16 protein-coding genes are annotated in these 18,187 nt (G+C 70.3%); 10 read left to right on the top strand and 6 right to left on the bottom strand.

The features are described from left to right. The first annotated feature begins 43 nt into the window (after positions 1–43). The 4 genes from ACGF3J_RS31390 (at position 44) to ACGF3J_RS31405 (ending at position 5,222) form a co-directional block, all read left to right on the top strand. Entirely contained in the window at positions 44–1,603 is a 1,560-nt protein-coding gene (locus ACGF3J_RS31390; protein ID WP_161326076.1) for a sugar ABC transporter ATP-binding protein, read from the top strand. Beyond that, a complete protein-coding gene (locus ACGF3J_RS31395; protein ID WP_386928481.1) occupies positions 1,596–2,558 on the top strand; it encodes an ABC transporter permease in 963 nt (320 codons plus the stop codon). Before ACGF3J_RS31390 ends, ACGF3J_RS31395 begins: the two co-directional genes overlap by 8 nt. Beyond that, positions 2,555–3,589, top strand: a complete 1,035-nt coding sequence (locus tag ACGF3J_RS31400) for an ABC transporter permease (RefSeq protein WP_393855291.1) — start codon at positions 2,555–2,557, stop codon at positions 3,587–3,589. The genes ACGF3J_RS31395 and ACGF3J_RS31400 overlap by 4 nt, the downstream gene beginning before the upstream one ends. Before the next feature lie 127 nt (positions 3,590–3,716). Further along, the gene (locus ACGF3J_RS31405) at positions 3,717–5,222 is read left to right on the top strand and encodes a glycoside hydrolase family 43 protein (RefSeq protein ID WP_393855292.1); all 1,506 of its coding nucleotides are present in this window, start codon (positions 3,717–3,719) and stop codon (positions 5,220–5,222) included. A gap of 61 nt (positions 5,223–5,283) precedes the next feature. Here ACGF3J_RS31405 and ACGF3J_RS31410 read toward each other — a convergent pair whose 3' ends face one another. The 3 genes from ACGF3J_RS31410 to ACGF3J_RS31420 form a co-directional block, all read right to left on the bottom strand. Beyond that, positions 5,284–8,571 (bottom strand): LamG-like jellyroll fold domain-containing protein, encoded by a 3,288-nt coding sequence (locus tag ACGF3J_RS31410; protein ID WP_393855293.1) that lies wholly within the window; start codon positions 8,569–8,571, stop codon positions 5,284–5,286. Positions 8,572–8,720: 149 nt separating this feature from the next. Then, the gene (locus ACGF3J_RS31415) at positions 8,721–11,120 is read right to left on the bottom strand and encodes a beta-L-arabinofuranosidase domain-containing protein (protein ID WP_393855294.1); all 2,400 of its coding nucleotides are present in this window, start codon (positions 11,118–11,120) and stop codon (positions 8,721–8,723) included. Between the two features lie 229 nt (positions 11,121–11,349). Then, positions 11,350–12,051, bottom strand: a complete 702-nt coding sequence (locus tag ACGF3J_RS31420) for a 2-phosphosulfolactate phosphatase (protein ID WP_393855295.1) — start codon at positions 12,049–12,051, stop codon at positions 11,350–11,352. 138 nt (positions 12,052–12,189) lie between these two features. Between ACGF3J_RS31420 and ACGF3J_RS31425 the strand changes: the two genes are divergently transcribed. Together ACGF3J_RS31425 and ACGF3J_RS31430 are read left to right on the top strand one after the other, a co-directional pair. Beyond that, the gene (locus tag ACGF3J_RS31425) at positions 12,190–13,221 is read left to right on the top strand and encodes an alpha/beta fold hydrolase (protein WP_393855296.1); all 1,032 of its coding nucleotides are present in this window, start codon (positions 12,190–12,192) and stop codon (positions 13,219–13,221) included. Between the two features lie 146 nt (positions 13,222–13,367). Then, on the top strand, positions 13,368–13,781 hold the full coding sequence (locus tag ACGF3J_RS31430) for an ATP-binding protein (protein ID WP_161329350.1): 414 nt from the start codon (positions 13,368–13,370) through the stop codon (positions 13,779–13,781). A 23-nt stretch (positions 13,782–13,804) separates the two neighbouring features. Here the strand turns inward: ACGF3J_RS31430 and ACGF3J_RS31435 are convergent, their stop codons facing one another. Further along, entirely contained in the window at positions 13,805–14,257 is a 453-nt protein-coding gene (locus tag ACGF3J_RS31435) for an Lrp/AsnC family transcriptional regulator (RefSeq protein WP_393855297.1), read from the bottom strand. A gap of 97 nt (positions 14,258–14,354) precedes the next feature. Here ACGF3J_RS31435 and ACGF3J_RS31440 point away from each other — a divergent pair, with 97 nt between their 5' ends. The 4 genes from ACGF3J_RS31440 to ACGF3J_RS31455 all read left to right on the top strand — a co-directional run bounded on the left by ACGF3J_RS31440 (position 14,355) and on the right by ACGF3J_RS31455 (position 17,292). After that, on the top strand, positions 14,355–15,314 hold the full coding sequence (locus ACGF3J_RS31440; RefSeq protein ID WP_393855298.1) for an SMP-30/gluconolactonase/LRE family protein: 960 nt from the start codon (positions 14,355–14,357) through the stop codon (positions 15,312–15,314). Positions 15,315–15,392: 78 nt separating this feature from the next. Next, positions 15,393–16,151, top strand: coding sequence for an IclR family transcriptional regulator (locus ACGF3J_RS31445; RefSeq protein WP_161329353.1), 759 nt, complete (start codon positions 15,393–15,395; stop codon positions 16,149–16,151). An 85-nt stretch (positions 16,152–16,236) separates the two neighbouring features. Further along, the gene (locus ACGF3J_RS31450; RefSeq protein WP_161329354.1) at positions 16,237–16,647 is read left to right on the top strand and encodes an STAS domain-containing protein; all 411 of its coding nucleotides are present in this window, start codon (positions 16,237–16,239) and stop codon (positions 16,645–16,647) included. A gap of 39 nt (positions 16,648–16,686) precedes the next feature. After that, the gene (locus ACGF3J_RS31455) at positions 16,687–17,292 is read left to right on the top strand and encodes a bifunctional 2-polyprenyl-6-hydroxyphenol methylase/3-demethylubiquinol 3-O-methyltransferase UbiG (protein WP_161329355.1); all 606 of its coding nucleotides are present in this window, start codon (positions 16,687–16,689) and stop codon (positions 17,290–17,292) included. An 18-nt stretch (positions 17,293–17,310) separates the two neighbouring features. Here the strand turns inward: ACGF3J_RS31455 and ACGF3J_RS31460 are convergent, their stop codons facing one another. Both ACGF3J_RS31460 and ACGF3J_RS31465 read right to left on the bottom strand, forming a co-directional pair. Next, positions 17,311–17,748: a GNAT family N-acetyltransferase gene (locus ACGF3J_RS31460; RefSeq protein WP_393855299.1), complete on the bottom strand. Its 438-nt coding sequence runs from the start codon at positions 17,746–17,748 to the stop codon at positions 17,311–17,313. Positions 17,749–17,869: 121 nt separating this feature from the next. Continuing rightward, entirely contained in the window at positions 17,870–18,112 is a 243-nt protein-coding gene (locus ACGF3J_RS31465) for a DUF6411 family protein (protein ID WP_361360183.1), read from the bottom strand. Positions 18,113–18,187 lie beyond the last annotated feature (75 nt).

Raw genomic sequence — 18,187 nt, forward strand, 5'->3', positions numbered from 1 at the left:
GGGCCCCGCCGTCCTGCCCGCACCACACTTCCTGGAGGCACAGGTGGCACCCCCCGCCGAAGTCCTCGCCGTCCGCGGACTGAGCAAGACCTTCCCCGGCGTCCGCGCCCTGGACGACGTGGACCTGACCGTGCACGCCGGCGAGGTCCACGCCCTGATCGGCGAGAACGGCGCCGGAAAGTCGACCCTCATCAAGCTCCTCACCGGCGTCTACCGACCGGACGCCGGCCGCATCACCTTCCAGGACCGGGAGGTCTCCTTCGAGACCCCGCTGGAGGCGCAGAAGGCCGGCATCTCGACCATCTACCAAGAGGTCAACCTCATCCCGCTGCTGAGCGTGGCCCGCAACCTCTTCCTCGGCCGCGAGCCCCGCACCCGCCTCGGCCTGCTCGACTTCGCCCGCATGAACCGCGAGGCCGGCGAGATCCTGCGCACCTACGGCGTGCGGGTCGACGTCCGCCAGTCGCTGCGCACCCTCGGTGTCGGCGCCCAGCAGATGGTGGCCCTGGCCCGCGCCGTCGCCACCGACGCACGGGTCGTCATCATGGACGAACCGACGTCCTCCCTCGAACCGCGGGAGGTGGAGACCCTGTTCTCGGTCATCCGCCGCCTGCGCGACCAGGGCATCGCCGTCATCTACGTCAGTCACCGCCTGGACGAGCTGTACGCCGTGTGCAGCAAGGTCACCGTGCTGCGCGACGGTCGCCGCGTCCACCACGGAGACCTGGCCGACCTGGACCGCATCGACCTGGTGTCGACCATGCTCGGCCGCGAACTGGGGGAGGTGCGCGCGGAGGGGCAGACCAAGTTCTCCGGCGACCACCTGATCGCCGACGACCAACCGGTACTGTCGGCAGCGGAGTTGTCCGTCCGGCACAAGCTGCACGGTGTCTCGCTCGACATCCGGCCCGGCGAGGTCGTCGGTCTCGGCGGTCTCCTCGGCTCCGGACGTACCGAGACCGCCAAGGCCATCTCCGGCGCGCTGGCGCTGAGTTCGGGCAGCGTCACGGTGGCCGGGACACCGCTGCGCGGCGGCTCCACCCCCGCCTCCATCCGGGCGGGCATCAGCCTGCTCCCTGAGGACCGCAAGAGCGAGGGCATCGTCCCCGGTCTGTCCGTGCGGGAGAACATCGCGCTCGCCGTCCTGCCCCGGCTCTCCCGCTTCGGCCTGGTCTCCGAGTCCCGCGTCGACTCCGTCGTCGACACCTTCATGAAACGGCTGCGCATCAAGGCATCCTCACCCCACCAGAAGGTCGGCGAACTGTCCGGCGGCAACCAGCAGAAGGTGCTCCTGGCCCGCTGGCTGGCGATGAACCCGAAGGTGCTGCTCCTCGACGAACCCACCCGCGGCATCGACGTCGGCGCCAAGGCCGAGGTGCAGAAACTCGTGGACGAACTGGCCGCGGACGGCCTGGGCGTCCTGCTCATCTCCTCCGACCTGGAGGAACTGATCGAAGGGTCCGACCGCGTGGTCGTACTGAAGGACGGTGCGGTCGTAGGCGAACTGACCGGCGACGAGGTCACCGAGGACCGGCTGATGCGCACCATCGCCGGCGAGGCCCCGCCGCGGGACACGGCCGAGGAGGCGGTCAGCCATGGCTGAAGCCGCCCTCCGCACCGCACCCCTGGACAAGGCCCGCCTCATGCAGTGGCTGCAGACGTACGGCGTCTACGCCGGCGTGGCGCTGCTGCTGATCGTCAACATCGTCATCACCCCGCACTTCCTGTCCGCCGAGAACTTCCGCACCCAGGCCGTCCAGGTCGCGCCGGTCATCATCGTCGCGCTCGGCATGGCCCTGGTCATCGGCACCGAGGGCGTCGACCTGTCCGTCGGCGCCGTGATGGCGCTGGCCGCCTCCGCCACCGCCCTCTACCTCGGATACGGGCTGCTGCCCGCCCTGCTGGTAGTGGCGCTGTTCGCGGCCGGCGTCGGGCTCGCCAACGGAGCGCTGGTCGCCTTCATCGGCGTCCAGCCGATCGTGGCCACCCTGGCGCTCATGGTCGGCGGCCGGGGGCTCGCCCTGGTGCTGCTGCCCCAGCTGGAGGACCTGCGCAACCCCGCACTGGCCTCCCTGGGCTCGGGCGACGTGCTCGGCTTCCCGTACCTGATCCTGATCGCCGCCGGACTGGCCCTGCTGGTGGCCTTCGTGGTCCGCCGCACCACCTTCGGCCGCCAGCTCCTCGCCATCGGCGACAGCCGCCCCGCCGCCGAGCTGGCCGGACTCCCGGTACGCCGCGTCCTCATCCTCGTGTACGTGGCCTGCGCCCTGCTCGCGGCCGTGGCGGGCGTGCTGGCGACCGCCCGGCTCCAGGCCAGCGACCCCACCTCGCTCGGCAACCTGATGGAGCTCTCGGCCATCACCGCCGTCGTGGTCGGCGGCACACCCCTGACCGGCGGCCGGGTCAACATCGCCGGCACCGTGGCGGGCGCCGTCCTGATCCAGCTGCTCACCGCCACGCTGATCAAGCACGATCTGCCGCCCTCGTGGACCCAGATCGCCCAGGCCATAGTGATCGTGTGCGCCGTCTACGCGGCACGGGGACGGGGGAAGCGATGAGCGTGACCAAGACGGACGCGCCCGTGGTCACCGCGAGCAACGAACCGACGGACGCCACCGAGCCGGCCGGCTCCGCGCGGTCCGAGCGGCTGAGCGCCCTGGTCCAGCAGCACGGCGCCCTGGCCGTCCTGGTGCTCGTCTCCCTGGTGGCGTCGTTCTCCTTCGACTCCTTCGCCACCGGCGACAACATCACCAACATGGCGACCAGTTCGGCGTTCCTGGCCATCGTCGCCCTCGGCATGACCTTCGTCATCATCACCGGCGGCATCGACCTCTCCGTCGGCTCCCTGTTCGCCCTCGGGGGAGTCCTCGCCGCCTGGGGATCACGCCACGGCACCCTGGTCGCCCTGCTGCTGCCGCTCGCGGTCTGCGGACTGATCGGCGTCGTCAACGGACTGCTCGTGGCGCGCTCCCGCCTCGCCCCCTTCATCGTCACCCTGGCCGCCATGCTGGGCGCCCGCGGCCTCATGCTGGCCATCACCGACGAGGGCGCGAACACGTACCTCATCGCCAAGGGCTCCTTCCTCGCCGAACTCGGCCAGGGCAGCACCCTGGGCCTCGGCAACCCGGTGTGGATCACTCTCGCCCTGTTCGGCGCGGGCGCCGTGGTGCTGCGCCGCACGCGTTTCGGCCAGCACGTGTACGCGGTCGGCGGCAACGAGGACGCGGCGGCCCTGATGGGCGCCCCGGTCGCCCGCACCAAGATCCTCGTCTACACCCTCTCCGGGCTGCTGGCCGGGCTGGCCGGCGCCCTGAACGCCGCCTGGCTCGCCTCCGGCGTGACCATCCTCGGCAACGGAATGGAGCTGGACGCCATCTCTGCCGTCGTCATCGGCGGCACCCTGCTCACCGGCGGCCTCGGCTACGTCAGCGGCTCGCTCGTCGGCGTCCTGCTGCTCAAGGTCATCCAGAACGTCATCAACCAGATCGGCTCCCTCGACTCCTCCTACCAACTCGTCGTCAGCGGCGCCTTCCTGGCCCTCGTCGTCATCGCCCAGACCTGGCTGGGGCGCAGACGCCGGCTGATGTGACAGAGCCCCGGACGCGGCAGCCGTGCCTCACTCGCCCCGGCTGCCGCGTCCGGTTTCCACGGCCGGTGTTACGTCCACCCGCCGGCCGGTGCACCCCCCACCACCGACCGACAGGAGACGCCCAGCCATGACCACCGTCAAAGCGACCGGTCTCGTCGCCAAGTCCTGCGCATCGTTACTCTCCGCCGGACTGATCGCGATGCTCTCGCCCTCCGCCGCCGTCGCCGCCCCCGAGTACTCCACCTCCGAGGCCGGCAACCCCTTCGTCGACGGCTGGTACGCCGACCCCGACACCGCCCGCTACGACGGGCGGTACTGGGTCTTCCCGACGACCTCCAAGAGCTACGCCGAGCAGACCTACCTCGACGCGTTCTCCTCGACGGACCTGGTCCACTGGACCAAACACAGCGAGGTCCTGAAGACGGCCGACGTCTCCTGGGCGAAGTACGCGCTCTGGGCACCGGCGCCGATCGAGCGCGACGGCAAGTACTACCTGTACTTCGCCGCCAACGACATCCAGAACGACTCCCAGACCGGCGGCATCGGAGTGGCCGTCGCCGACCGCCCCGAGGGGCCGTACAAGGACGCGATCGGCGGCCCGCTCGTCTCCCGCTTCCACAACGGCGCCCAGCCCATCGACCAGGACGTCTTCATCGACGACGACGGGCAGGCCTACATGTACTACGGAGGCTGGGGCCACGCCAACGTCGTCAAGCTCAACCGGGACATGACCAGCCTCGGCACCTTCGCCGACGGGTCGACGTACAAGGAGATCACCCCGGCGGACTACGTCGAGGGGCCCCAGATGTTCAAACGGGGCGGCAAGTACTACCTGATGTGGTCCGAGGGCGGCTGGACCGGACCCGACTACTCGGTTTCCTACGCGATCTCCGACTCACCGACCGGTCCCTTCGAGAAGATCGACAGGGTGCTCGCCCAGGACCCCGCGGTCGCCAAGGGATCAGGGCACAACTCCGTGATCAACGTGCCGGGTACCGACATCTGGTACATCGTCTACCATCGCCGCCCGCTCAGCGAGACCGACGGAAACCACCGCCAACTCGCATATGACCGCCTGCACTTCAACGCAGATGGCACCATCCGCCGCATCCAGATGGGCGTGCGGGACAACTTCGCCGACGACAACGCCCTCGGCTGGCGGACCTACGGCGGTTCCTGGTCGGCCGACGGCGGACGCTACCGGGCGGGACACTCACTGGGCGGCAAGGCACTTCTCGACACCGACTTCGCCGACTTCACCTACGACGCCGACGTACGCCTCGGCCCGGGCAACGGCGACGCGGGCCTGACCTTCCGGGTGACCCGGCCGTCGGTCGGCGTGGACGGCTACACCGGGTACTACGCGGGACTCCGCCGGGACGGCGGAGTCGTGCTCGGCCGGGTCGCCGACTCCTGGACACCGCTGGCGACCGCGCACACGTCCATCGACCCCGGGTCCACCCACCGGGTGAGGGTCACGGCCGTCGGCTCTTCCATCAAGGTGTTCGTGGACGACATGACGACTCCGAGGATCTCGGTCACCGACGGGACGTACCGCAGCGGTGCCAACGGCGTCCGGGTCTTCGACACCGGTGCCTCCTTCGACAACGTGGCGGTCGGCCCGGTCCACTGAGAACAGCCGGCGGGAAGCGGGGCGAACCCGCTTCCCGCCGGGACCTCGGAAAGCCGGGAACCTACGGCTTCTCCTCGGTGTACAGAGCCCTCACCTCCTCGGCGGCGAGGGCCTTGTCGTAGGCGTGGACCTGGTCGACCGCCCCGTTCCAGAAGTCCGTCGGGTCGCCGCCCCACTGGGCGCGGCCCACGGCCAGCGGGCCGGTGCTCGGGTAGGCCGGTCCGGCGGCCGCCGTGGCGGCCGGCTCACCGTCGACGTACAGGCTGAGCCGGTTGTCCGCCCCGTCACGTACGCCGACGAGGTGGTACCAGCGGCCCGTCTCCGGAGTGGTCTCCATCCGGGCCCGCTGCTCGCCGGGCGTGCTGAAGGCGAAGGCGCCCTGACCGTACTGGAGGTAGAACGGGCTCGCCTGGCGCCGCGTGTCCTGGCTGACCGCGGTGGCGTAGTTGCCGGGGAGCGCGTCGAGCCGTACCCAGGCGGACACCGAGTAGCTGCCGGTGGTGTCGAGCACCGGCCCGTCCGTCTGCGCGGACTGCCCCTGACCGTCGAACTTCAGCGCGCTGCCGCTGACGCCCGGGGTCCAGGCCGTGCCCGCGGCGAGCTTCAGGTCCCGGCCGCCCGGCCCGCCGTCCGCGGCGGTGGTGCCGGAGCCCTCGTCGAGCGACCAGCTGCCGCCGCCCGTCAGGGGCTCCCGGTCGCCCGCGGCCGCGCCGGCCGCGATGACCTTGCGGTTGATCTCGCGGACCCGGTCCGGATCGACCTTGATCTCCCGGCGGTCGTAGGTGTACAGACCGTTGAGCTCGTTCTCCAGGTCGGTGATCTGCGTGTACACCGAGCCGGAGAGCTCCGCACCGGCCTGGGCCAGGTAGAACTCCTCCGTGTTCTCCACGTACTTGCGGGTCAGCGCCTCCTTGTCGGCCACGCCGCTGTAGATCACGGTCGGCGCGCCCGGCCACATGTGCCCCGGTGTGCGCAGCGTGAAGCCACCGTGCTCGCCGTCCATGGCGGCCCTGGTCTCGTCGGGGAAGGGCGGATCCTCGTTGTTGTAGTCGTGGTGGTCGATGATGTCGCCCTTGCCCGAGTCACCCTTGGAGTTGCAGCAGTTGACACCGCTGTGGGCGTTGACGATCCGGGACGGGTCGGCGGCCTTCACGGACTCGGCGAGACGGCCGGTGGCCTCCCGGTTCCACTCGCCCCAGCCCTCGTTGAAGACGATCCACCCGATGATCGAGGGCGAGTTGTGATGTTGCCGCATCATCTCCGTGCCCTGCTCGACGAATGCCTGCTGCCCGGACTCGTCGGGGAAGTTCCCGGAGACGAAGTCCTGCCACACCAGCAGCCCGAGCCGGTCCGCGTGGTAGAACCAGCGCGGTGACTCCACCTTGATGTGCTTGCGTACGGCGTTGAAGCCCAGCTTCTTGTGGGCCTCGAGGTCGAAGGCGAGCGCGTCGTCGCTCGGTGCCGTGTACAGACCGTCCGGCCAGAAGCCCTGGTCGAGGGTGGCGAGAGAGAAGACGGGCTTCCCGTTCAGCACCAGCTTCGGGAACCCGCCGACCTTCTCGACGCTGATCTTCCGCATGCCGAAGTAGCCGCCGACGCGGTCGGTCGACCTGCCGTCGACGAGCTTCACGTCGAGGTCGTAGAGGTACGGGTCGTCGGGGCTCCACAGGTGCTGCTTCGCGACGGGCAGCCGCAGCTTCTCGTTGGCCGGCCCGCTGACCCTGCCGACCACCTTGCCTCGCTTGTCACGTGCGACGGCCTCGACCCGTGCCTTGCCGGAGGCGTCACCGGACTCGACGGTCACCGCGAGGCTGCCGGTGTCGATGTCCGGAGTCGTGACTACGTTGTCAACGGACGCGCGCGCGACGGGTTCCATCCACACCGTCTGCCAGATGCCGGACGACTGGGTGTAGAAGATGCCGCCGGGGTTCCGGGACTGCTTGCCCATCGGCTGGTTGGCGCCGCCGGTGTCGGTCACCGCGACGACGACCTCCTGCGGCCCCTTGCCCTTCAGCGCGTCGGTGATGTCGGCACTGAAGGCGTTGTACCCGCCGGTGTGCTCCGCGACCTTCTTGCCGTTGACGAAGACGCGTGCCTGGTAGTCGACGGCGCCGAAGTTGAGCTTCAGGCGGTTGCCCGCCTTCTCGCTCCCGCCGACCTTCCAGCTCTTCGGCACCTCGACGAGCTTGCGGTAGAACATGTGGTCCTCGTGCCGCTCGAGGCCGGAGAGCTGCGACTCGACCGGGAACGGCACGATGATCTTCTCGTCGAGGTTCTTGCCGAAGACCGGCTGCTCCCCGGCCTCGGCGGCGCTGAACTGCCACGGCCCGTTGAGGTTCTTCCACTTCGACCGTACCTGCTGGGGGCGCGGGTACTCGGGCAGCGGGTTCTTCTCGTCGAGCCGGTCGCCCCACGGCGTGGTGAGCCGTTGGGTGGACTCGTTCTCCGCGTAGCGGACGACCTGGGGCACCGTCCCGCCGCCGTCGGTGAGGCCGCCCTCACCGTCGTAGGAGAACTTGACCTGCTGGTTCTTCTGGATGGGCTCCGCGAGCGTGATGAGGAGCGCGTTGCGGTCGCCGGGCGCCACCCGCACCGACTTGATCGGCATCGGGGTCGTGTCGGCCTCGAGCCTCAGGTGCTCCGCCAGCCCCTTGACCTCGCCGACCCTGCCCTCGAAGCGGGCCCGCACCTGCCGGCCGTCCTCGCCGACGTTCAGCTCCAGCGGGTAGACCTCGAAGTCGTCCGGCGGGGTGAACGCCGACATCGGCACGAGCTGCTTGTCCATCGTCGGCGTCGACCAGCGCAGGAACATGTTGGCGCCGCCGGTGTCCTGGAACATCTCCAGGCGGAAGTCGTGCTTCTCACCCGCCTTCAGGTGGACCGCCGCGCTGGTCTGCTCGTTGTCCCAGTCCGGCTGCCAGTGGTCGATGACCGGCTCGCCGTCGACGAAGAGCCGGAAGCCGTTGTCGCCGATGGCGTGGAAGGTGTAGTCGCCGGTGGCCGGCGCCGCGATCTGCCCGGTCCAGCGGGCGGTCGTGTGCTCCGTCTTGCCGGTCAGCTCCTGGAAGGTGCTGGTCAGGCCGGAGAAGTTGACCTGCGGGTCGAGCACGGTACCGCCGAGTTCGGCGAAGTCCCTCGCCCCCGGCGCGGACATGCTGAAGTACTCGCCCTTCAGGCCCTGCACCTGGACGGCGGCCGGGCCGTCCTGCTCGGCCCGCACCGCGGAGGTGCCGGTGGCCGCCTCCGCGGCCGTGGCGGAGGCCGTGAGGCCGCTCGTGGGCAGCACCAGGGCCGCCGCTGTCAGGATTGCCCACACTCTGGCTCGTGGGCGGGTGGGTGGTCTCGTCATCGGACCCTTCCTCGGAAGCCATCTTTGCAACGTTGGAAAGCTTGTGTCAGCGGAATGACAACACGCCCTTCGGCGCCTGTCCAGACCTCGCGCACCACTTCACTGATCCGCCGTCAACCCAGTCGCGGCAAAAGCTCACTCCCGTCGCGTCACACGAACTTCCAGAGGTGGTCGGCGGTCCCGTTGTCGTCGAACTGGACGACCTGCGCGCTGTTGCCGGTCGACATGCCGTCGACACCCAGGACCTTGCCGCTGTGCCGGTTCCGGATGCGGTACCAGCCGTCCCCGTCGTCCACCAGGGTCCAGAGGTGGTCGGCGGTGCCGTTGTCCTCGTACTGGACGACGCGGGCGCTGTCGGCGGTGGACATCCCGTCGACGCCGAGGACCTTGCCGCTGTTGCCGTTGCGGATCAGGTACCAGCCCTCACCGCGGTCCACGAGCTGCCAGGCGTGGTCGCTGGTACCGGAGTTGTCGAACTGCACGACGCGCGCGCTGTTCTCCAGCGACATGCCGTCCACGGCGAGGACCTTGCCGCTGTGCTTGTTCTGGACGCGCCGGAACGGGGGTTCGGGCGTCCAGGCCCTGCCGTCCGGCGTGGCCGTGGGGAACGAGGTGATGCGCAGCCTCGCGGCACCCATGGGGACGAGCGTGACCGTCTCGACGCGGGAGTCGCTGCGCGCCGGCCCCGCCTGCAGGGGCGCGACCACATTCTCGTCGTCCGCGATCCACTCCTCGACGCGGCGGGCCTCGGCGCTGATGCGGACCGGGACCGTCTCGTGGGTGAAGGGATTGTCGGGAACGGGACCGCGCGCCGGGGCGAATTCCAGGCGGGGCGACGCGACGAGACCGTAGTTCCACGGCGAGGTGGCGTGCACCGCGTACTCGGGGAAGGTGTCGTCGCCCCCGTACCGCTCGTACCGCTCGCCGATCCGGAGGGAGTAGGTGAGGGGCCCGTGCTGGACGCTGACGGCGTCGTGCTGGTCGGGCCAGTGGCGCAGCGTGGTCCGCTGGGGGAGACGCAGGGACACCTGGTCGCCGCTGCGCCAGGTCCGCCGCACGGTGACCCAGCCGGGCCCCGCCGCCGCGGCGACGGAGCGGCCGTTGACGCGGATCTCCGGACCGTCGCACCAGCCCGGCACCCGCAGGCGCAGCGGGAAGGAGACCGGGCGCGGCGTGGACACGGTCAGCGCGACGGTCTCGGTGAAGGGATAGCCGGTGTCCTCGGTGACGGTGACCGTCGTACCCCCGGCGACCTGCGCGCGGACCTCGCTCGGGGCGTACATCGCCGCGGCCAGTCCGCCGTCCGGGGTGGCCAGCCACAGCTCCTCGGTGAAGTAGGGCCAGCCCATGCCGTAGTTGTGCGGACAGCAGCGGTACTGGTCGACGCCGGGCTGGAAGGACTGCATGGCGAAGCCGTTCTGGAACTGCCCCTGTGTCTTCGGCCGGTTGTCCAGGTCGACGCCGTTGGCGCTGGTGACGTAGTGGACGGCCCTGCCCTGCGGGTCGAGGGAGGCGGGCAGCATGTTGAAGGCCAGGTCCTCGCACCGGTCGGCCCAGACCGGGTCGCCGGTGATCCTGGTGAGCAGTTCGTGGCTGGCCATGAACTCGACGATTCCGCAGGTCTCGAAGCCCTGCCGGGGGTCGGTGAACCCGGGCCGGTAGTTCTCGTCGCCCGCCATGCCGCCGCCGGGGAACCGCCCGTAGACGTCCATGACCCGGTCGTAGGCCCGGTAGGTGGCCCGGATCAGCTCCGGATCGCCGGTGACCTGCGCGTACTGCGCGGGCTCACGGAAGCCCTGCGCGATGTTGACGTTGTGCCGGGAGGGTGTGGGCCCCGTCCAGTCGGCGCCCAGGGTGTGCATCTTGGTGGCCAGGTCGAGCAGGAACGCCTCGCCGGTGCGGCGGTGCAGCCACAGGGCGACGTCGAGGCCGTCGCCCCAACGGTAGGAGACCCAGCTGGTGTTGAAGGCGCCGGGGCCCTGGGCGTTCATGAAGCGCAGGAACCGGGTCATGAAGGGGACGACGCGCTCGTCCCCCGTGTACTCCTCGTGCGTGCGCAGGGCCTGGAGGAGCGGCAGGAACGGCCAGAAGTCCGGACCGCCGTTCAGTGACGTGCGCAGCGCGCGCGGCCCGAAGAAGCCGTCGCTCTGCTGGGTGGCCAGGATCGCCTCGATCCAGGTGTGCGAGCGCGCGAGCGCGTCCCGGTCCCCGGTGGCGACCGCCATGGGCACGTATCCGCGCAGCCAGTACGGCACTTCCTCCCAGGCTCCGCGTTCCGGGTGCACCCAGCCGGTCGCGGAGAAGTCGAGGAAGTGCGACTTGCTCTCGAACCGGCCGCAGAGGCCGTCGAGCTGGAGTCCGAGCTGACCGGCGAGCCAGCCCCGCGCGGTGACGCTGCCGGCGGGCAGCTTGCGGAGGGCGTCCGGCGCGAGCGAGCCGGACGCCCTCGATGTGGCGGCGGCCGCGGAGGTGGCGAGCGGGGCGCCCAGCGCCGCCGTGCCGAGGGCCAGGGCGCCGGTGCCGAGGAGGGCGCGTCTGCTGACGGACATGCGGGTCTCCTGACTGTGGACTCGGATCCTTCAGGGCCGCCGGTCCCGTGAAGGGCCGCGCGGGGGCAGGGCTCCGTGTCGACGGGCGTACGAGGTGGGGGAGTTGTACATCGTTGGAAGACGGGAGCGCACTGAGGATCAGAGCACACCCCCGTGACGACCGTCCAGGGGTGTGACCCGCCCCGTCCGGCCGGACGCGCGCTTTTGGCCAGGGGCCGGCGGCAGCGGCTCAGGACCGCCCGGGACGGCCGGAGTCGGGCACGGCAACGGGCCGGAGCACCGTCAGGGGGCCTTCCTGACGGGCCGCCATGGCGAAGGGGAACCTGTCGACTTCCAGGCAGAGGCCGACGTCACCGGGGTGGTAGCCGCTCCGCAGCCCTGCGGCGAGTTCCGCCGCGGCGCGCGAGCTGCGCGCACGGTGGACATACGGGGCGGCGTCGACACCGTCACCGTCCACGCGACGGCCGATGTACTCGGCACAGGCCAGGTCCTCGTCGGCCCTGCCGTCCTCCCCGGTGACGACGAACGTGACCGGACCGGCCTCCTGGCTCCGCAGGAACCGCGCGGTGGGTCCGGCCACCACGAAGCTCGCGCACAGGACCAGCGGTGCGTCCGCGACGGCCAGCGCGCCCACGGTTCCCGCCGTCGTCTTCTGCACCAGCGTGCGGCCGGCGAATTCGGCGGACCTGAGCAGGCCCGGCGAGTTCACCGCGTCGAACCCGGCCGCCGGAGCACCGTCCTTCAGGGCGAGCCAACCCGGCCGGCTCTCCTTCAACTCGAGCGCCTCACGCTCCGTGGAGGCCAGGACGATCTTCTCCACGCCACGCGAGAAGGCCCAGGCGGCCACGGTGAAGGCCCGCATGACGTCGATGACGACCGCGACTCGGGGGACGTCGGTCAACTCCGGTATGCCAACGAAGTGATGATCCATCGTGCCATTGTGCCGCCCGGTCGGTCGTCGACTGCCTCGGCCACCGGGTGGCGGCCGACGTCGGACGGGCCGTGCCGGTTCTTGCCGTAACCGCAAGAGGGAGTGCCAGGTCGGGGGCGGCTGGCGAGACTGCGACCCATGATCCCAGCACCACGGCCGATGCCGCACACCTTCCGCCGTTCCGCGCGAACGGTGACAAGCGTTCTCGTCACCCTCCTGCTCACCATCGCCACCGCGGCCTGTTCCACACCGGCAGCGGAGGACGACGTCCCCGCGTACACCGCCGTCACCCGGGACGATCCCCGGTTCGAGAAGAGCTTCCGGCACGAGTTCGCCGACGTCGACGGTGTCCGTATGCACTACGTGAGGGGCGGCAGCGGCTCGCCGGTCGTGCTGATCCACGGGTGGCCGCAGACCTGGTACGGCTGGTGGCCGATCATGCCGGAACTCGCCGAGCACCACACCGTCTACGCCGTCGACCTGCCCGGACTGGGCGACAGCACCGGCTCCCCCTCCGGCTACGACAAGGCCACGCTGGCGCGGTACGTGCACAAGCTGATCGCCGACCGGCTCGGGCTGGACGACGCCCGTGTCATCGGGCACGACCTCGGTGCCGCGGTGGCATTCCAGTACGCGAGCCAGTTCCCCGGCGACACCGCGCGCCTGGGCTACCTCGACCTGCCGCTGCCCGGGCCCGCGATCGACGCGCCCACCTACCGCTCACTGAGCTGGCACATCGCCTTTCACGCCCAGCGGCGAGTCCCCGAGGCGGTCGTGGGCGACGACGTCAGGGAGTACTTGGCGCTCTTCTACCCCCAGGTCTCGTACCGTGGCTCGGCGTTCGGCGGCACGTCCGACGACTCCCCGTTCACCCGGGCCGAGATCAACGAGTACGCACGCACCTACAGCCGGCCGAAAGCCCTCTCGGGCGGCTTCGAGCTGTACCGCGCCCTCGACCGGGACGTCCGTGACACCGTGGCCGCGGCGCCGGTACGCGTACCGGCCCTGCTCATGACCGCGGAAGGACAACTCGACGCGATCCGGGGCACAGTGGCCCCTCGGATGACCAACATCGAGCGGGCTGTGGACGTTCCGCGAGCCGGACACTGGCTCGTCGAGGAGAACCCCCGCTTCGTCACCGCCGAACTCCTGAAGTTCCTCGACGGGTGAACCGGTCGGCTGCGCGAGCCGGCCGCCGTGGTCCGTGGCGGACGGCCTGGGCGCGACACGGTCGGCCGGCCTCGACCTCTGTGCCTCGATCCGCCGTAGCGGGGTAGTCGTGGCAGAGGACGGGAACCGGAGCAGGAGGTGCCGACGTGAGCGGATCATCACTACGGGCAGTGGGCTGGGCAAAGTCGTTGCCGCTCACCAGCGATGTGCGAACGGCTCGGGACTGGGCCCGCGGCCACCTGCGGAAGATGCGGTGGACCGCCACGGCTCCGGAGACGGTGGACGCCGTGCTGCTGACCGTCTCGGAGCTTGTCACCAACGCGCAGGTACACGCCCGCAGCAGCGCACAGTTGATGATGATGTGGGACGAGCACTGCTTGCACATCGCCGTGCACGACTCCTCCGGTGAGCTCCCCCTGGCCCGGGCGGCGAGCCCCGACCGCCTGGGCGGGCGCGGCATGTTCCTCGTCGACGCACTGGCCGATGAGTGGGAGGCCCGGCCCTGTCCCGACGGCAAGACCGTCATCGCCTGTTTCCGTCCGCCCGCCTCGGTCTCGTAACTCCCTCCGGTCCCTGCACCGACTCACGTCTGATCGCCCGCCCGCGGAGAAACCTGCCGCTCGAAGAGCGTCTCCAGCACAACCGTCGCTTTGGTCCCGTTGACGCCCTCGATGGCGTAGATCCGGCGCAGCACGTCCTGCAGCTGCCCGGTGGTCGCGGTCCTGACCTTCACCAGCACCGAGGCGCTGCCGGCGATGATGTGCGCCTCCAGGATCTCGGGCAGCGCGGCGAAGCGCTGTGCGGAGTCGCCCATCCACGCCGTCGAGTCGACCATCACGTAGGCGAGGACACCGCACCCGACCGCCGCCGGGTCCACTTCGGCCGTGGTCCGTCGGATGACCCCCCGCTCCCGCAGCTTGCGCACCCGCTCGTGAGCCGCCCCGGCGGACAGGCCCGCGGCCCGGCCGAGTACGGCGTAGGACTGCGTGGCGTCCTGCTGGAGTCGCGTCAGCAGGACACGGTCAATGTGATCCACAATTCTCCATTCGGCATGGGGCACCGGGCGCCATACGGCATCCTAGGATATGCATTGTCTGCCGAAGATTGTTCGGCCTGTCTGTGGGAGGGGACCCATGACCGACGAACGCCCCGCGTTGTACGAGATGCTCGACGACCGGTTCCGTACCGGGCGGTGCATGAACGGCGACGACGGCCTGGAGGTGCTGTACAGCGGATGCCGATGGGCCGAGGGGCCCCTCTACCTGCCTGCCTGGCGGCAGGTGATCTGGAGCGACATCCCCAACGACCGGATGCTGCGCTGGGACGAGGAGACGGGCGCCGTCAGCGTCTTCCGCCGCGCCGCCGGGCACCCCAACGGCAACACGCTCGACAGGCAGGGCCGGCTGATCACCTGCGAGCAGGGCAACCGCCGGGTGACACGGACCGAGCACGACGGCACGCTCACGGTGCTGGCCGACCGCTGGCAGGGCAAGCGCCTGAACAGCCCGAACGACGCGGCCGTGAAGTCGGACGGCTCCATCTGGTTCTCCGATCCGGACTTCGGCATCACCAGCGACTACGAGGGCTACCGCGCCGAGAGCGAGATCGCGGCCAACAATGTGTACCGGATCGACCCGGACAGCGGTGCGGTGGATCTGGTCGCCGACTGCTTCGCGGCACCGAACGGGCTCGTCTTCTCGCCGGACGAGCGTCAGCTCTTCGTCTCCGACACCCGGGCCGGCTGCATCCGGGTCTTCGACGTACGGGACGACGGCACCCTCTCCGACGGCAAGATCTTCGCCGAGGCCGCCCGTCGCGAGAACGCGCGCTTCGACAACCTCCGGTTCGACGCCGACGGCCGGCTCTGGGCGGCCGCGATGGCCGACGGGGTGCACTGCTACGACCCCGACGGCACGCTGATCGGGCGGCTCGGCATCCCCGAGACGGTGGCCAACATCTCCTGGGGCGGTCCCAAGCGCAACCGCCTCTTCATCACCGCGGAGACCAGCCTCTACTCGGTCGTCATGGGCGTCACGGGCACGCACCCGACCGGCCCGGGACGGCGGCCCTGGCTGGACCCGGAGCCCAGGTGACCGATGGGGTCGGGCCGGGGCCCTGGTCGAGGGCGGTCCGGACTTGCGGGTCGTCGTGCGCGCGAGCACCGTGGAGACATGAGTGGCAAGGACGGTCCCACACTCATCTCGTCGGTGCAGCGAGCCTTCCGGCTGATGGAAGCGGTCGGCGCGCACGAGGGCGGCGTCCCGGCCAAGCAGCTGGCACGTGAGACGGGGCTGGCCCTGGCCACCACCTACCACCTCCTGCGCACGATGGTGCACGACGGCTACGTGCGCAAACTCGACGACGGCACGTTCGTCCTCGGAGAGAAGCTGGGCGCACTGCACGGCGGAAGCCGCGAACAGGCGGCACTCAGCAGGGTCCGTCCGACGCTCGCCGAGTTGCGCGACGGCCTGTCGGCCGCGGCCTACCTGACCTTCTACGAAGAGGGCGAGATCAGGGTCGCGGAGATCGTGGACGGCCCGAAGGCCCCCCGTGTCGATCTGTGGGTCGGTTTCGAGGACGCGGGACACGCCACGGCGCTCGGCAAGTGCGTGCTGCGGGAACTGGACGAGGGGGCGCGCGCCGACTACCTCTCCCGTCACACACTGCACGACCTCACCCCGCGCACCATCACCTACCGCCGTGAACTGCTACGACGCCTCGACGCCGCAGCTCAGAGACCCGCCGTGACCGACGTCGAGGAGTACGCCCTCGGCACCGCGTGCGTGGCGGTGCCCGTCCGCCAGGGCGACACCATCGGCGCGCTCGGGATCTCCGTGAACGTCAGCCGTTCCGCCTCGCTCGACCAGGCCGTGGCGCGGCTGCTCGGCACGGCGGAACGGGTCTCCCGGGCACTCTCGCTCACCATCTGAAATCCGGGCCCTTGTGAGGGGGTGACGGCATCCCGTTTCCTGGATGACACAGGGCAAATCGGACAGCGATGTGAGGGACGGATAAGTGACTGACCAGAGCCTGGCAGGACCGCACGAGTACGGATCGGTCGCCCATTACGTGACGAACGGCTGGACCGTCGTCGGTGCCAGTGGTGAGATCGACATCGCGTTCGCGCCGGTCGTGCGAGCAGCGGTGGTCCGGCTTCTGGACGAGGGCCACCTGCACTTCGTCCTGGACCTGTGCGGTACTCCGTTCCTGGACTCGGCGGGCCTCGGCATGATCGTCGCGGTCACCAAGCGCATCCAGGCACACCACGGCTCCCTGCGGATCGCCTGCGACGACGAGCGGCTGCTCCGCGTCTTCACCCTCGGCGGGCTGCGTCCCGTCTACTCCTTCCACGACACCGTGGACCAGGCCGTCGCGCAGCCCGCGGGCGCCGAGGAACTCGCCGACTGGCCATACATGCGGCACTGACGTACGAGCCGAGCGATCGGGGACCCTAGACTCGCCGCCATGAACCGATGGGAACAGCTGACCGGCGGCACGTCCGGTGAGCAGTACGCCGCTCGTTTCGCGGAGCTGGCGGAACAAGGACAGGACGTACACGGTGAGGCACGACTGTGCGCCACGCTGGTGCCCCGCGGGGCACGCGTGCTGGACGCCGGCTGCGGTACCGGCCGAGTCCTGATCCAGCTCTCCCGACTCGGGTACGACGGCGTCGGCGTCGACCGTGACGCCTCCATGCTGGCCGTGGCCCGCAGAAGCGCGCCCCGGCTGACCTGGCTGGAAGCCGACCTGTCGGACTTCGACCCGGCCGCCGCCGGTGTCACCCCCGGCTTCGACCTCGTCGTCGCCGCGGGCAACGTCTTTCCGCTCCTCGCTCCGGGCACCGAGGCGGACGTCGCGGCCGCGCTCGCCCGCGCGCTGCGCCCGGGCGGCCTGCTCGTCGCGGGCTTCGGCCTCGACCGGGACCATCTGCCCGTGGCGCCCGGCCTCACCCTGGCGCAGTACGACGCCCACTGCACCGGAGCCGGTCTCACCCTCACCGACCGCTTCGCCACCTGGGACGCCGACCCGTATGACGGCGGCGGCTACGCGGTGAGCGTCCACCGCCGCTGACACCGCCCCGCCGCACCTTCACACAGTGCCGGCCCGCTCTCGATACCGCCGAAACTCGATCCGGTCGGGTCCGTCGGACTCCAGCTGCCCCGACACCGACCAACCGCACGCCTCGTAGAACGCGACGGCCGTGACATTGCCGGCAAAGGTCTCCAGGCGGATCTCCTGGTACTCGGCGAAGAGCAACCGCTCGGCCTGCGCCAGCAGCAGCCTCCCGAGCCCTTGGCGTTGACGGTCCGCGTCGATCATCAGCAGGTCGACGGTGGACTCCTCCGTGATCAGCAGTCCCACGAGGTCCCGGCCCGCCTCCAGGCAGTGGAGGTGCCCCTGGCGAAAGTGCGACTCGATGTGATCGTCGGAGGCCCCGCTGCCGATGAACCAGTCGACGCCCTCGTCCCCCAGGAATGGACGGTAACGTGCGTCGATGGTGCGCCGGGCAAGCTCCTGAAGGACCACGACGTCCTCCCCGAGAGCAGGACGGAGGACCGGGACCGGCCGGGGAAGCGGCATTGCGCAGAGCTCCAGACGGAAACGAGCCAAGACGAACCACGTCAGTCTGCCGGGCGACTCCTCGGGGTCAGAACGGCATGTGGCCACGGGCCCGGCGACCGGCCGAACCGCTGCGACCGACGGCCTTGGAGCTGCTGCGGAACGGCTTGCTGAGTGCGCGGCCCAGGACGCCGGGTGCCTTGCCGCCGGCCCGGGAGCCGGCGCCCAGCGTTCGCTGGGTGCCGCGCTGCGGACGATGGGACAGGCGCGGTACGAGGAACGCGAGCACGGCGAGAACGACGCACACGGCGACGATTCCGACGATCATCATGACGGGACTTCCTAACGTGAGGGACGTAGCTGTCGGTTGCCCTGTCGACGGGGGCCCATGCGTGCCGGGCGCCAC

The sequence above is a fragment of the Streptomyces sp. NPDC048171 genome, assembly GCF_043202655.1.
In the GTDB taxonomy this organism is placed as follows: Bacteria; Actinomycetota; Actinomycetes; order Streptomycetales; family Streptomycetaceae; genus Streptomyces.

Bases quoted from the DNA above. Each gene is read 5' to 3' on its own strand.
- ACGF3J_RS31410 (WP_393855293.1), bottom strand. From the start codon at position 8,571: ATGACGAGACCACCCACCCGCCCACGAGCCAGAGTGTGGGCAATCCTG.
- ACGF3J_RS31400 (WP_393855291.1), top strand. From the start codon at position 2,555: ATGAGCGTGACCAAGACGGACGCGCCCGTGGTCACCGCGAGCAACGAA.
- ACGF3J_RS31465 (WP_361360183.1), bottom strand. From the start codon at position 18,112: ATGATGATCGTCGGAATCGTCGCCGTGTGCGTCGTTCTCGCCGTGCTC.
- ACGF3J_RS31445 (WP_161329353.1), top strand. From the start codon at position 15,393: ATGAGTGGCAAGGACGGTCCCACACTCATCTCGTCGGTGCAGCGAGCC.
- ACGF3J_RS31455 (WP_161329355.1), top strand. From the start codon at position 16,687: ATGAACCGATGGGAACAGCTGACCGGCGGCACGTCCGGTGAGCAGTAC.
- ACGF3J_RS31415 (WP_393855294.1), bottom strand. From the start codon at position 11,120: ATGTCCGTCAGCAGACGCGCCCTCCTCGGCACCGGCGCCCTGGCCCTC.
- ACGF3J_RS31425 (WP_393855296.1), top strand. From the start codon at position 12,190: ATGATCCCAGCACCACGGCCGATGCCGCACACCTTCCGCCGTTCCGCG.
- ACGF3J_RS31420 (WP_393855295.1), bottom strand. From the start codon at position 12,051: ATGGATCATCACTTCGTTGGCATACCGGAGTTGACCGACGTCCCCCGA.
- ACGF3J_RS31440 (WP_393855298.1), top strand. From the start codon at position 14,355: ATGACCGACGAACGCCCCGCGTTGTACGAGATGCTCGACGACCGGTTC.
- ACGF3J_RS31395 (WP_386928481.1), top strand. From the start codon at position 1,596: ATGGCTGAAGCCGCCCTCCGCACCGCACCCCTGGACAAGGCCCGCCTC.
- ACGF3J_RS31405 (WP_393855292.1), top strand. From the start codon at position 3,717: ATGACCACCGTCAAAGCGACCGGTCTCGTCGCCAAGTCCTGCGCATCG.